The organism is Microbacterium galbinum, assembly GCF_023091225.1.
GTDB lineage: Bacteria > Actinomycetota > Actinomycetes > Actinomycetales > Microbacteriaceae > Microbacterium > Microbacterium galbinum.
In genome coordinates, this window is sequence record NZ_JAHWXM010000001.1 from 1,451,687 (window position 1) to 1,465,959 (window position 14,273).

The following is a 14,273-nucleotide window of genomic DNA, read 5'->3' on the forward strand; positions in this document are numbered from 1 at the left end:
ACTCAGTGAACGATTTCGTGTGATCCTGCGGCCAGGTCGAGCCTGAGTCCGGGGAGTTGCAACTCGGCAGTCGTGTTCGACGGAACATCGACGCGAACCCGCAGTGCGTCTCCATCGCGCTCCCACATGACGCCTATTCGTCCGTAGACGCTGATGTAGGACGCAGTTGCATGCGTGAGGGTGCCTCCTGGAACCGGCTTGATCAGGAATCGGTTCTCGCCAGCGACCCGGATTCCCGCGACTGTGTCGAACAACCATTGACTGACCGCGCCAGGGGAGTAATGGTTGTGACTCTCTTTACCTTCCCAGTCCTCCCAGACAGTGGTTGCGCCGGCTTTCACCTCGGCGAGCCAACTCGGCGAACGATCGTTCTCGAGCATGCGGTATGCGACATCGGGTCGACCAACTTCAGTCAGGGTCGGGAGTAGGAACGGGGTGGAGAGGAATCCGGTCCCCACTCGGTAGTCGCGACTCTCTACCGCGCGAACCAGACGCGTCCCGATGACTTCGGCCACATCGTCGTCGAGCAGCCCGAGCGCGAGGGGGCGAACGAGTTTCGCCTGACGGTCGGTATCGATCGTCCCGCCCACCAAGAACAGGTGGTTGTATGCCTTCTTCGCTCCCTCGGCATACTCGCTGTATCGCTGGCTGTCCGCTGTTTCGCCGATTTCGTCTGCGATCTCGGCGAGATGACGCATCGTAAAGTGCAGGTACGCCGTCGCTTCTTCGGTCCTCGACGGTCGAGAGCTGGCTGTCACCGCGTCGCGGAACTCCTCGGGCTCTAGCCACTCCCCCAGGTGCATCCCCTTCTCGTAGACATACTCGTTGAAAGGGTTGCAAGCCGCGGCAGTCCTGCTCTTGTGGCCAGTGTTCGCGATCATGTAGTCCGCGTACGAGCTCATCATCGGGTAGAACTCGCGCAGAATGTCGGTGTCGCCGTAACGCTTCCACAAGCGATACGGAACGAGAACAGTCGCATCGGCCCACCCGACAGATCCGCCGGTCGCGTCGTACATCATCGCCATTCCGTTGTATGGCACAACCGCGGGGACTTTGCCGGACCGATGCTGCGCGTCACGCAGATCGCGGAGCCACTTCCGGTAGAACGCTGCGACATCCATCAGATAAGCCGCCGTCTCGAAGAACACCTGCGCATCGCCGGTCCACCCGAGGCGTTCACGCGTGGGGCAATCTGTCGGAACGTCGAGGAAGTTCCCTTTCATGCTCCACCGACTGTTCTCCAGAAGTTGATTCACCTGCGAGTTGGAGCATTCGAAGGCTCCCGTCTGCTCCATATCCGAGTAGACCGCGACAGCGGCAAAATCCGACGGCGATACCTCGACATCGGTTTCGAGGAGCGCATAACGGAATCCGAACACGGCGAACCTCGTTCGATAGTGGTTCTCGCCCTCCGCGCAGACGTATTCGACCTGCTGTTTCGGAGTGGGCTGAACTTCGCCGCGCAGGAGGCTCGTCTTGCCCGTCATGAGCAGCACCTCGGTGGGCTTCCCGAACTCCTTCGTGGGCTTAGTCAGTTGAAAGTTCGCCTGCGTGAACTCCCCATTGCTGTCGAGAATCTCGCCCATACGCAGTCGAATGCTCTGATCTCGTCGCGCCGTCACCGAGAACTCCACGAAACCCGCGATGTTCTGACCGAAGTCGAGCACTCTGGCGCCGCTCGGAGTCGTGATCAGGCTCGGGACGAACCGCTCTTTCAACCGGGGGATGACATTGTCCGCGCTTGTCGGCGTGAGTCCCGCGGTGGCGGCCTTCGCCTTGCCGCTGTAGGACGGCGCCTTGTTCGCGTCGCAGATCTCACCGTCCTTCAAATCGGCGAAGCGGAGCGGGCCATCGTTGCTCCAGGAGAACATCTCGTCGGTGACAATGCTCTCGCGAGTCCCATCAGTGAACGTCATCTCCAACTGCGCGAGCAGCGTTGTGCGACGGCCGAACACGTTGGTGGGACCGAATGCGCCGATCGAGCCTCGGTACCACCCATCGGCGAGATCGATCTTCAACTCGTTGGTGGCCCGAATATGGTCGGTGACATCGTAGGCCTGATACTGGAGTCGATGGCGATAGTCTGTGCTCCCCGGAGCCAACTGGAAGTCACCGACGCGTGCTCCGTTGAGGTGGGCTTCGTAGAGGCCGTGAGCTGAGATGTAGAGGCGCGCACCGACCAGCTCCTTCGTCGCCTCGAAGTCCCTGCGGAAGCAATCCACCGGGTACCTGACGTTCCGCTTGGGAGCGTAGTCACCCGTGATCCATTGGGCACGCCACTCCTCAGCATCCAGAAGGCCCATCTCGAACCAGGTCGATGCGGCCGCTCCCTCCAGATCGTCCTGATCCCAGAGCGAGACAGACCATTCGACTCGATCACGGCTCTCGAGAGCGGCACCCGCGTACCGCACCCCGACCATCGACGGCGACAGTACCTTTCCGCTGTCCCAAATCGTCTCGCCCTCTCGGCGAGCGACGATGCGGTAGGCCGTTTGCACGAGCCCGTCATCGCAGTTCCAGAAGAACCGAGGACTCCGGGTACCGAGTCCAAGAGGTTGATAAAGGTGCTCGGTGCGGAGCCTGGTGGCTTTCATCGGGCCTGCCTTTCGGTCGAGTAGCCGGGAGACCGGAAGAAAGGGTGCGAGACGGGGCCGGGGATCATTCGCGGGAGTCCTCATAGTCGGCCGGGCTCCACTCGTCGAGCCACTCGATGACCGGACGCTCCCCATCGAAGCGGATAGGCAACCAGACGTAGTCCGCGACCGCGGTGTTCTCTCCCGCCCCCAGTTGCATGATCTCTGCAAGGTTCATGCCGCTCGTCTGAGGAGAGGGTCGCCCCTCCATGCGAGCAGCCACCGCGTCGAACACATTCGGCATCTCGGCAGGCAGTTCCGGGAGCCATCGATCCGCAAGCGCGATGTAGAGCTCCTTCTTGTGCGGGTGTTGAAAGACGGAACTGATCTGCGAGGAGAATGACGTCCGTGATTCGTCCGCGGGGTGCGCGTCGCCGATGACTTCCCATGGGCCGTGGAAATCTCGGGCGGTGGCGAACTCCGACGGGTTGGGAAAATACCCGGTCGTGCTGGATGTCACCAGGTAGTGACGTTCTCCTCGTTTGAAGTAGGCGGGGGCCTCCCGGTTGAACGGCGGTCCGGAATGCGGGAAGTGGAGGCTCGCGTTCGGCGTCACATCGGTGTAATCATCCGTCAACTCGACACAGACGACATCGGTGTGCACCTTCTCGAAGAAGTAGTAGGCCTTGCGGGTCGCGGGGTCGACCACCAGGTCGAAGTCTCCCGCATCCATTCCGAGCGGTCTGAGACCGGTACGCACAACCTCATACGGTCCGAACAGCGAGTCGGCAGTCAGAACTGTCGAGACCTGAGTCTGTTGTTGATCTTCACCCATGATCTTCAGCCAGCAGACGAACTTTCCCGTGCTCTCGTTAAAGATGATGTGAGGACGGTCCATCTTCTGCGCAGGATGCAGCGGCGATGTCGGGTCGTCGAGCACTGGAGGAATAATCAATCCCTGGTCGTCCCAGTTGATCAGATCCGTAGAGGTGTACGCCCTGACGCCCCAATGCCAGTTCCCGCTACCCGGAGTCGTCCGTTCCTTGTTCTCTCCGTACCAGACGAAGAGCCCGTCATGGTGAAGGATCGAGCCCCCGTGCGCCTGAATGCGATTGCCGTCGGTGTCGAGCCAGGGCTGTCCGGGACGGATAACGTCAGAGTTCATGAATGAGCCTTTCTATGCTCTCTCGCCGCGATCGGGCTGTTGATGATGGTGGTTGAGGCGGAGCCGTGTTGACGCGACTGCACGGAGACGACGACATCGCCGCCTACTTCGGAGCCGCGGATCACCGCAAGCGCACGACCTCGATACGTCGCGTGAGTGGAATCGACGAACGACTCTTCGGTGATCGGCGCGGCGCTGCCCAACGCGGCGAGGCTTCCGGCGCCAGTGACAGTGACAGTGATCTGGTCAGCCGACATCGAGTCGACGGTTCCCAGTTCGTCTGCGAGCTCGATCCAGACGAACGCGAGGTCGTCAGGGCCGTTGGTTTCGGCCGACTCGGCACGAATCTGGACGACCGGCTGACCGGCCGTGCGCAACATGGCTCGACCCGATTCGCGCCCGCCGCGATAGCCGACGGCGACGATCTCGCCCGGCTCGTACTCGGCACGGAACCGAGCGGTGAATCCTGAGCGAGATCCAGTGCGCTTACGACCGACCGAACGACCGTTCAGGAAGACTTCGACTTCGTCGTCAGCAGAGTAGACCTCAATATCCGCTGTCCCCTCCGCTCCTCTCCACGACCAGCTGCAGACCGCATCGGATGTGCGCCACGGACTCCTGTTGGTGCGCCTACCGGCGACGTCCATGGGGCGAACCGCGATGCCGGGTGCGTCCGCCACGCCCCAAACTGCTGCAGCCAGCAGCGCGGGAGCGCCTGGGACGCCGGTGATGTCGAGAGCACCTGGTCCCGCGATCAACGCCGGAAACGGCTTGTTGATACTTCCGGAGTCGGCGCCGTAGCTCCAGACCCCGATTCCAGCCTCGCCGAGGTAGTCCCAGCCTGTCCACATGAAATCGCCGATCACGCCAGGCACGTCAAGGACCCGCGACCAGATCGCCGGCAGGTCTCCAGGCATCGATTCGCTCCCGACGATAACGCGCTCCGGGTACTTCTTTCGATCGGACGCGTATCGACCGAAGGCGTAGTTGTAGCCCGCGATATCCACGGAGCCGAAGGCGTCTCGGCTTGCGCGGTCAGCTGCAGGGAGTCGTGACACGAAGTTCATGATCCGGCCCAGCTTGGCCGTCACCATGTTCGCCGCGGTGCTTGTCGTGGTTCTCTTCGCTTTCGCGGGGGCCGCGGAGTATTGGTCGCGATCAAAGGCGGACGTACCGCGGCTCGACATCAGGTTCAGCAGAAGATTCACCGCCAGGGTCGTGGGGCGAGTCGGGTCGTTGCGACGGAAGTAGGCGTGCAGACGATGCGCAGCGTCGATCCCATCGGCTGTCGCCGTCTCGGCAATCTCATTTCCGATCGAGTACATGATCACCGAGGGGTGGTTCCGATCTGAGGCGATCATCGCATCGGCGTCCGCCTGCCATGACGCTTCGAATCGATCGGCATCGTCATGAGGCGTCTTGTGCTTCAGCCAGACGTCGGTGAGCTCGTCCATCACGTAGAGACCGATCTCGTCGCAAGCATCGAGAAAAGCGCGTGAGAGCGGATTGTGCGAGCTGCGGATCGCGTTGAAGCCCGCCTGCTTGAGCAGCCTCGCACGCCGATACTCAGCGGCGGCGAACGTAGCCGCTCCGAGTATGCCGTTGTCGTGATGCACGCATGCTCCCCGCAAGAGAACAGGTGCGCCATTCACCCGCAGCCCATTGCGGCTGTCGACGTGAATCGTTCGCAGCCCCGTGCGAACCGTCCGCGTATCGACGACCTCCGCGTCGATGCACAGATCGACCTTCACGTCATACAGCTCGGGGTGCTCAGCTGACCAGGGCCTCGGTTGCTCGATCTGAAGCGGGATCGTCACTGTTCCGCCAACAGACATCGACGTCGCCCTCTGCGCGACTGAACCCGTCGGCCCGTGCATCTCGACTGCGACGGTCGCACCGAGGGGCAGGTCGCCGACCGTGCCGACGACCACCTCCACGGTCGCCTCCGCACCGATATCGCGTGTGATGACTCGAATTCCGTCGTGCGCCAGCCTGTAGGGGCCAGCTGCCTCGATCCACACGGGGCGGTAGATCCCTGACCCGGTGTACCAACGACTGTTCGGAACCGCGGAGTTGTCGACGTGCACCTCGATCGTCGCCTCGCTCCCTCCTTTCAGCATTCCGAGGGAGATCGCGAACTCCCTGTAGCCGCTGTCGCAGCCTCCGAGTTCGCGGCCGTCGAGAAAGACGCGAGTGTCGCCGTACACGCCCTCAAAGCGAAGCGTGTACTCGATGTCCACCGCCGATTCAGGCACACACCACACCTTGGAGTAGGTGTACGTCCCGCCGGGAAAGTAGCCCCCGTGATTGCCGGTTCCCCCGACAGCAGAACGCGCCTCTCCGATCATCGCGTCGTGCGGGAGACGGACGAGCTCTCCGTCCACCTCTCCGTCGCGACGGAATGTCCACCCATCCGTGAACAGTTCCACCGTCATTCTCGTGCTCCTAGCGACGCGCCTTGCGAGCGGGCAACCTGCCCGAGCCAAGAAAGACTTGGTTTCGGCGTGCGGACGAACGTTTCTCGATCCACGGCGATGAGGCCGAAGGTCGGCGCCCAGTGCCCCCACTCGTAGTTGTCCAGCAGCGACCAGTGCAGGTATCCACGGACCGCGACGCCCTCGTCGATCGCATCCGCCACGTAGGACAATGCCTCTGCGGTGTATCGGATACGACGCGCGTCATCGCCGGTTGGGATCCCGTTTTCGGTGATGAGCGCCGGCAGGCCCGTCACAGCTGTCGCATGGCGGACGGCTGAACCGAGTGCGTCCGGCCTGTATGCCGCTCCGGTCATCGTGTTCTCGGGGTGATCCGGATGTGGGACGAGACCCTCGGCGTTGACTTCCTGCGCGGAGTACGACTGCACTCCGATGAAGTCATCCTCTACTGCTGCGTGCAGGTAAAGGTCTTCCCACAAGTAGCGGACCTCGATCAATTTCTGCTCGTGCTCCGCTGCGGAGTAGAGTGCGCCGTTTGCAATCGACCATCCGACCTTCGCGCTGGTTCGGCGACGAAGAATGTCCCGGGCGGCGTGGTGAGCTTCGATGAAGGGTTGAGCGAAGTCGGCGGTCGGAACCGGCAGGTTTGCGGCGATTCGCTCACGATCGGACGCTGCTCCCTCCACAGTCGGACTCTGCCACTCCGCCACCTGGCCCGAGCGCATCGCCTCCTGCAGCATGACCATCATCGCCATCATGTTCGGCTCATTGATCGTGACTACCCACTCCACGTCCTGCAGAATCTCTGTCACTGCCGTGACGTAAGCGGTGAAGCGCTCGGTGGCATGCGGCGAGAGCCATCCCCCCTCCTCCGCGAACCAGCGTGGATTCGTGAAGTGATGCAACGTGATGATCGGAGTGAGACCGAGCTCGAGGGCAGTGTCGATCATTCGCCGGTAGTGGGCCAGCTCCGCCTTCGAGAACTGCCCTTGACGCGGCTCGATACGAGCCCATTCGATTCCGAACCGATACGACGTCAGGCCGGCGTCCGCAAGCAACTGCATGTCTTCACGGAAGCGGTGGTAGCTGTCGTCCGCGTCACCACTCACCTCCATGCCGGGCACGAGACCTTCCCGTGCCCACCAGTCACTGTTGACGTTGTTACCCTCGATCTGATGCGGTGATGTGGATGCTCCCCAGAGGAAGTCAGGCGGGAATGCGGTCATTGCGGTTCTCCCTCGTTGTGGGTTTCGTAGATCTCGATGCTCTCGGCGAGCGCGACCGCCGAGCTGCCGCCGACCCCGATATCGAGGATGGTCGGGTCTTGCACCCACTCACGCGTCGCTGAACTCCAGTACCGCAGCTCGTCAGGCCCGAGTCGAAATGAGACCCGCCGCGTCCCGCCGGCAGGAAGAGTGATTCGCTCGAAACCCTTCAGCTCGCGAATGGGTCGAGATGCGCGACCGTGCCGCTGATGGATGTAGAGCTGAACCACTTCATCAGCCAACCGCCTTGACGTGTTGGTGACGTCGACGGACACCCTCACTGTCTCTCCTATTCCCAGGCGTGATCGTTCGATCGAGAGAGCGCCGTAGACGAAGGATCCGTAGCTGAGGCCGTGACCAAACGGGTAGAGGGGTGTGGACTCTTCGTCCCAGTAGCGACGACTCTGATTGTGCGGTTCGAAAGTTCGCTGATGGGAGTAGACCATCGGAACATGCCCGACATGTCGTGGCCAGGAGAAGGGCAGACGACCGGCGGGTGAGACTTCACCGAACACCAGCGCCGCGACAGCTTCTCCGCCGCGAGATCCCGGATACCAGACCTGGAGGATCGCCGATACATGGTCATTTGCCCATCGCAGGTCGAGCGGTCGCCCGGACATCACCAGGAGAACGACCGGGGTCCCGGTGGCGACAAGCCTCTGCAACTGTTCCAGTTGGCGACCCGGAAGTTCGAGGGTCGACCTGGAAGCATTCTCGCCGATCTGATTCTGACGCTCGCCGACGACGACGATCGCGACATCCGCCGACGCGACCGCTCCTTCCGCGCGGTCGATCGCTTCATCATCGTCATAGCCCGACGGGGTGTTCTCGACTGTGGGATCCTGGCGGTCGAACATCGATGGGAAGACGCGTGCCGGGACGCTTGCGCCGGGCTCATAGACGATGTCCGCGTCACCTTCCAGACTGCTGCGGAGACCATCGAGGATGCTGACGGTGTCTTCGGTATCGTGATCAAACACCCACGGCCCGAGAGTGTCACGCCTACTCGCAGCGAGCTGGCCGACGACCGCGACGGTCTTGAGCGCAGATCGGTCGAGCGGCAGTGTTCCGTCATTCGCGAGAAGCACAGCCGAGCGCTCGGCGACAATGCGAGCGAGTTCGCGGTGATCTGCGTCGACCAGGATCTCATCGGCGCGGGACTCATCGACGAAAGGATCCTCGAAGAGTCCGAAATCGAACTTGGCCGTGAGCACTCGACGTACGGCCGCATCCAGCGTCTGCTCATCGAACAGCCCTTGCCCGAGCGCAACGGGCAAGGTCGCAAAAGCGGGGTCGAACATACACATCTCCATGTCGAGGCCTGCCGTGAGTGCGCGTGTCGCTGCATCGGTAGCGGTTGCCGCGAAATGTTGGGTCTGCAAGGACTTCACTGCGTTGGCATCGGAGACAACGACGCCTTTGAATCCCATCTCGTCGCGCAGCACGTCATTCAAGAGCCAGGCGTTCCCGCTAGCCGGAACGCCGTTGAGATCCATGTAGGCACTCATGATCGTGGCGGCGCCGGCTTCGATCGCGGCTTTGAACGGCGGGAAATAGATGTTGCGAAGCTCAGCTTCCGAGATCTCGGCGTCGTCGTAGTCTCGTCCGCCCCGCCCGGCCCCGTAACCCGCGAAGTGCTTCGGGCCGGCTAGAACATTCTCCTTCTGTCGGTTTCCTTGGAAACCTCGCACCTGTGCCCCTGCGACGACCGCGCTGAGGTACGGGTCTTCTCCCGCACTTTCGACGATTCTTCCCCACCGCGGATCACGCGCAACATCGACCATCGGCGCGAATGTCCAATGGATTCCGACTGCTCGCGCCTCTCGAGCACTGGCGGCTTGTGCGGCCTCAATGATTGATGCGTCCCACGATGCCGCCTGAGCAATCGGCACGGGGAAGATCGTCCGCAGTCCATGAATGACGTCGAAAGCGAAGAGCAAGGGGATGCCGTGGGGGCTCTGCTCTACAGCGCTCCTCTGGAGTCGGTTGGCGATCGCCGGATCCGTGACGAAAAGAACTGATCCCGCGCCCCCCGCTGCAATCGCCGCCTCCACCATCGCCGGTTGGCGGATGAAGGCTTGTTGCTCAGGCGGCAAGGATTCGAGGTCGAGTTCGTTCGGCACCTCTCCCAGACCACCGAAGTAGAAAAACTGAGTAAGTTGGCCCGCTTTCTCCTCAGGGGACATGCGGGCGAGGAGATCCTCGACGCGATCGACGACTGAGCACGACGGGTCACGGTATTTCGGGGCTGTGATCATCTCGACGCGGTTCTCTCTGATTTGAGCGCAGACTATGGGAGGCAGGCGGGACAGCCGCCCTATCTGGTTGCTTTGACCTTGAGCATCACTGCGGTGCCACCGACCAACGTGCATGCAGCTGCGATCACCAACACAAGTCCGTAGTTCTTGTCGGCTCCAGTAACTCCGATGAGCAGAAGCGGCGCTGCGGCGATGGGGGCCAAGCCCTGCGCGATGGAGGTGGAGTAACCGTTGATGCCCATGAAGCGCCCCGCGTCTGTATCGCGTTCTGGGAGCACGTCGAGCACGATTGCTTGATCGACCGCGGAGAACACACCCAACCCGATGTTGGCGATGATCGAGCCGGTGAACAGAATCACCACATCCGAACCGCCGAACGCCATCACCAGCGCACCGATGGTGAAGGCGACGCCGGACAGAAGAACGAAGATCCGCCGACGCTTGAGCTTGTCGGAGAGGAATCCTCCGAGCATCGCGCCACCGGCCGCGGACAGCACGCCGAACAAGGAGAGGACGACGATCACACCTCCGATATCTGCGACGCGCCCCCCTTCGCTCAGCCGTGACGCGAAGAAGAGAGTGGTAAACGTGGTCGCGAATGTCACCCCGAAGTTGAAGAACAGCCGCCCGAACCAGTTCCACGCGAAATCCGGGTGCTTCCTGGGGTTGAAGACCATGTCTCGAAGCGCGCCAGAGATGGTGAGCTTCTTGTCCACGATGATGCTGCGGCTGGACGGCTCCTTGACGAAGATGACCCAGAGGGCCATCGCAAGTGCTCCGACTGCGCCGGGAACGAGGAAGACGAGGTAGTTGTTGCCGATGAATGCACTGGCGATTCCAACACCGATGACAGAGGCGATCATGGTGGTAAAGCCGCTCAGCCCCGCGACCTTGCCCCGCTGCTCCTCCGGAAGCCGATCTGCCTGAGAGAGCAGCAGCATGCTGAGAACCGTCGCCCAGCCGAGTTGAGTCACCACCCACGCCGCCGCGAGCAAGACGACCGTGGGAGCCATTGCCAGAAGCGCGAGCCCGACCAAGCCCACGATCGTGCCCGCGATGGCGAAGGGCCGGCGACGCCCGAGACGAGAACGCGTGCGGTCGCTCCACATACCCACGAGCGGCTGCGAGAGCGTCGCGGCGATCGCTCCCCCACCTACCACGTACCCCAACCACTCGATGTTCTGCGGGGCGATCTCCTGAATGCGGAGCGACAGGGAGATCCCGATCGGTCCGACGAGAGCAGCATAGGACCCGAGGGTGGCGAAGATCAGCAGCCAAATATAGCCGGCACTCACGCGGGTGCGGACGATGAGCGAACCTGTGGGAGTCAGGATCGCCTCACCGATCGCCGCTCCTCCCTCCATCGATGCGGCTGCAGCAGAGGGCAGCGCATCGGACGATTCCTTAGCAGCGTTCGGACGATCGTTCACAGCGTGACTCCTTTGTCGTGCGGAGGCGGTCGCAGCACATCAAAAAATGCCTCAACTCACCAATTGCGTCCAGGCTAACGACTGTTTGCTATCAAAGCGAGCCTTGCGAGCCGTCAAAACTGATGTCAACTGCAGTATTAAGCAGTAACATGTGACCATGAGCAATCGCACCGAGCGTGGTCAGTACGCCAAGTCGGCCACCCGCCGCACAGCCGTCGCCCGCGCCGCCCTCACCCTCATCGAGCAAGGAGGGCATTCGGACCTCACCGTCGCGCAGGTGGCCCACGCTGCGGGCATCAGCGAAAGGTCGCTGTTCTATCACTTCCCGACCAAGGACCACGTCCTGGTCGCAGCGCTTGAGTTGTCGGACCGCCTAACGACCGACGATGTCGGAGGGCTGGACGACAAGCAGTTGCGTGATGTCGATCACGTCGTCTCGATACTTGCTCGGCTCGACGCTCAGCACGAGTGGAAGGTTCGCCTAGTCGTGTACTTGAGCGCACGGGCGCAAGAGGCCGAGCATCCGGCGCATGCGTATTTCGTCGCGCACAACGCCGCTGCCGTTCAAGGTTTCGCGAATATGTTGCGGCACCGACAGCACAGAGGCCTGGCGCACCCCGACCTCGAGGCGGAGTCTGTCGCGCGACGCTTCGTCGCGATGTGGGATGGGTTGCAAGCGCACTGGCTAGTGGACCCGTCGTTCGATCTCGCCGATGAGATTCTCGCGAGTTTTAGGCAACTGACGGGACAGAACGTCATGGAGGCCAAACAGGCGTTCGAACGCGCGATCGCCGAAGCTTGAAGACCTAGACCTACTGCAACTGCAGTAGGTCTAGCGGTTCGCCAGGACGGTTCGGGATCCTTTGACGCTTGGAATTCTTGAGGTCGAACTTGTTTCCCCCTCATCTAGTTAGGATTTCGATGTCTACTTTCTTGTCACATGTCGGGCGCTTCAGCTCGCGCTTCCGGTGGGTGGTGGTGGTGGCGTGGGTGGTGATCTTCGCCGCACTCATCGGAGTCTTCGTCGCTGGCTCGTCCTCAGACTCGGCCGGAAAAGCCGAGACATCGATTCCCGACTCCCCTGCTTCTCTCGCCCTGGAGCGGATGAACGAAGAGTTTCCCGCATCCTCAAGCACCTCGGGTGCAACTCTGCAGCTCGTGTTCGCCCCTGACGGCGACGTAACGTCTCCGAAGATCGCGGCTGAGATCGCCGACATCCTCCACGATGCCTCCGGCCTGCCCGGAGTCCAATCGGTGACTGACCCCCTCGACCCGAGCAGCCCCTTCGTCTCCGAGGACGGGACGCTTGCCGTCGCAACCCTCTCGTACGGCGAGCTGACCGAGGAGGAGGAGAAGGACTACTACGAGGCCGCTCTTGACCTGCAGGAGAACGCACCCGGGTCGCTTGGCGTTGAGCTCGGCGGAAACCTCGTGCCTTTGGGGGCGCCGGCGCCCGGTCCGGGCGAAGGCGCAGGTGTCGTCATCGCGTTCATCGTGCTCGCACTCACGTTCGGCTCACTGATCGCAGCCGGTATCAACCTGCTGATCGCAGTCTTCGGCGTCGGCGTCGGACTCGTTGGCATCCTCGCCTACGGATCGTTGTTCCCCATCGGCGACAACTCGATCATCCTCGCCTCGATGCTCGGGCTCGCTGTCGGTATCGATTACAACCTGTTCATCCTGTCACGCTTCCGAAATGAACTTCGTAGCGGAAGAAGCGTCGAAGACGCTGTTGCTCGGGCCACGGGCACGGCGGGCACCGCGGTCGTGTTCGCTGGCCTCACCGTCATCGTCGCGCTCGTCGCACTCCTTGTCGCCAACCTGAGCTTCATGACAGAGATGGGCGTTGCGGCCGCGTTCGCCGTACTCGTCTCCGTTCTCCTCGCGCTCACTCTGCTACCGGCACTCATGCGATTCCTCGGGCTTCGCGCTCTCTCCCGAAAGCAGCGCAAGGCGCTGGAGCGGGGTGAACTGTGGTCGGAGGGCCAGAAGCAGCGGCGTGGCATCATGCGCGGATGGGGAAGCTTCGTGGTCAACCGACCGCTTGTGTCCCTCTTCGCCGGGGTGCTGATCCTGATCGTCGCCGCGCTGCCTATGGCAAGCATGAAAACAGCGTTCAATGTTCCCGGCGGATCCGACCCCTCGACAACAGAGAGGGCTGCGTACAATCTGATTCTCGATGAGTTCGGTGGCATTCAGAGTCCGCTCATTGTCCTCATCGAGGGCGACAGTGTCACGACCGAACTCGCGAAGGTCGAGCGTGACCTCGCTGCGCTAGACAGCGTCCAGCAGGTGGTTCCCGCGGAGCTCAATGCCGACGAGGATGTCGCACGCATCACGATCATCCCGGAGGGGGGCCCGATCGATGACGAGACCAAGGACCTGGTGCACGCCATCCGCGATCGCGCTGACGACGTGCAAGGCGTCCATCTGGAGGTGACTGGCGAGACGGCGATCGGAATCGACCAAGACGAGCAGTTGATGCAGGCCTTGATCAAATACGTCGTAGTGATCGTTGTGATCTCGATCCTGCTGCTGGTCGTGTTGTTCCGTTCCCTGTTGATTCCTGTGGTCGCAACCATCGGGTTCCTGCTCTCCGTCGGCGCTTCGTTCGGTGCTTCGGTAGCCGTCTTCCAGTGGGGTTGGCTGGACGCGGTCATCGCCGCCCCGCAGGGCGACCCGATGCTCAGCCTGCTCCCTCTGCTACTCGTCGGCGTGCTCTTCGGTCTCGCAATGGACTATCAAGTGTTCCTGGTCTCACGAATTCAGGAGATGCACCGAAAGGGCATGGAGCCCAAGGCCGCAATCCGCGAAGGGTTCGCACGCTCCGGGCCGGTCCTCGTCGCTGCCGCGACGATCATGATCGTGGTCTTCGCGGGATTCGCCACAAGCCATTTCGCGATCGGTGCCTCCATCGCTTTCGGGCTGATGGTCGGAGTCGCTGCAGACGCGTTCATCGTTCGCCTCGTGCTCATGCCGGCGCTGCTCTCGCTGCTCGGTAAGTCCGCGTGGTGGATTCCGAAGTGGTTGGACAAGATCCTTCCGGATGTGGATGTCGAAGGACACTCTCTCGACAATGAAGAACGGAAGGAAGCTCCGCAGCCCGCCCTGATCGGCTAGAGCTAAGCGCAATCAGAGGGGTCGATG

General features: G+C 62.0%; 8 protein-coding genes. 2 read left to right on the top strand and 6 right to left on the bottom strand.

Going from position 1 to position 14,273, the window contains the following annotated elements; genetic code table 11:
• Positions 1-2: 2 nt before the first annotated feature.
• The 6 genes from KZC52_RS07040 to KZC52_RS07065 form a co-directional block, all read right to left on the bottom strand.
• A complete protein-coding gene (locus tag KZC52_RS07040) occupies positions 3-2,594 on the bottom strand; it encodes a family 78 glycoside hydrolase catalytic domain (RefSeq protein WP_247623334.1) in 2,592 nt (863 codons plus the stop codon).
• 64 nt (positions 2,595-2,658) lie between these two features.
• Positions 2,659-3,738, bottom strand: a complete 1,080-nt coding sequence (locus KZC52_RS07045; RefSeq protein ID WP_247623335.1) for a family 43 glycosylhydrolase — start codon at positions 3,736-3,738, stop codon at positions 2,659-2,661.
• Positions 3,735-6,173: a glycoside hydrolase family 2 TIM barrel-domain containing protein gene (locus tag KZC52_RS07050; protein WP_247623336.1), complete on the bottom strand. Its 2,439-nt coding sequence runs from the start codon at positions 6,171-6,173 to the stop codon at positions 3,735-3,737. The genes KZC52_RS07045 and KZC52_RS07050 overlap by 4 nt, the downstream gene beginning before the upstream one ends.
• Positions 6,170-7,399 carry a glycoside hydrolase family 1 protein gene (locus KZC52_RS07055; protein ID WP_247623337.1) on the bottom strand — a complete coding sequence of 410 codons (1,230 nt, stop codon included), beginning with the start codon at positions 7,397-7,399 and terminating at the stop codon, positions 6,170-6,172. The genes KZC52_RS07050 and KZC52_RS07055 overlap by 4 nt, the downstream gene beginning before the upstream one ends.
• On the bottom strand, positions 7,396-9,696 hold the full coding sequence (locus tag KZC52_RS07060) for a glycoside hydrolase family 3 N-terminal domain-containing protein (protein ID WP_247623338.1): 2,301 nt from the start codon (positions 9,694-9,696) through the stop codon (positions 7,396-7,398). The genes KZC52_RS07055 and KZC52_RS07060 overlap by 4 nt, the downstream gene beginning before the upstream one ends.
• A 59-nt stretch (positions 9,697-9,755) precedes the next feature.
• Positions 9,756-11,126 carry an MFS transporter gene (locus KZC52_RS07065; protein WP_247623339.1) on the bottom strand — a complete coding sequence of 457 codons (1,371 nt, stop codon included), beginning with the start codon at positions 11,124-11,126 and terminating at the stop codon, positions 9,756-9,758.
• Between the two features lie 157 nt (positions 11,127-11,283).
• Between KZC52_RS07065 and KZC52_RS07070 the strand changes: the two genes are divergently transcribed.
• Positions 11,284-11,928 carry a TetR/AcrR family transcriptional regulator gene (locus tag KZC52_RS07070; protein WP_247623340.1) on the top strand — a complete coding sequence of 215 codons (645 nt, stop codon included), beginning with the start codon at positions 11,284-11,286 and terminating at the stop codon, positions 11,926-11,928.
• A 119-nt stretch (positions 11,929-12,047) separates the two neighbouring features.
• Positions 12,048-14,246 (top strand): MMPL family transporter, encoded by a 2,199-nt coding sequence (locus KZC52_RS07075; RefSeq protein WP_247623341.1) that lies wholly within the window; start codon positions 12,048-12,050, stop codon positions 14,244-14,246.
• Positions 14,247-14,273: the final 27 nt, after the last annotated feature.

Coding starts and splice junctions, on each gene's coding strand:
- KZC52_RS07055 (WP_247623337.1), bottom strand. CDS start 7,399: ATGACCGCATTCCCGCCTGACTTCCTCTGGGGAGCATCCACATCACCG.
- KZC52_RS07060 (WP_247623338.1), bottom strand. CDS start 9,696: ATGATCACAGCCCCGAAATACCGTGACCCGTCGTGCTCAGTCGTCGAT.
- KZC52_RS07075 (WP_247623341.1), top strand. CDS start 12,048: ATGTCTACTTTCTTGTCACATGTCGGGCGCTTCAGCTCGCGCTTCCGG.
- KZC52_RS07070 (WP_247623340.1), top strand. CDS start 11,284: ATGAGCAATCGCACCGAGCGTGGTCAGTACGCCAAGTCGGCCACCCGC.
- KZC52_RS07040 (WP_247623334.1), bottom strand. CDS start 2,594: ATGAAAGCCACCAGGCTCCGCACCGAGCACCTTTATCAACCTCTTGGA.
- KZC52_RS07045 (WP_247623335.1), bottom strand. CDS start 3,738: ATGAACTCTGACGTTATCCGTCCCGGACAGCCCTGGCTCGACACCGAC.
- KZC52_RS07050 (WP_247623336.1), bottom strand. CDS start 6,173: ATGACGGTGGAACTGTTCACGGATGGGTGGACATTCCGTCGCGACGGA.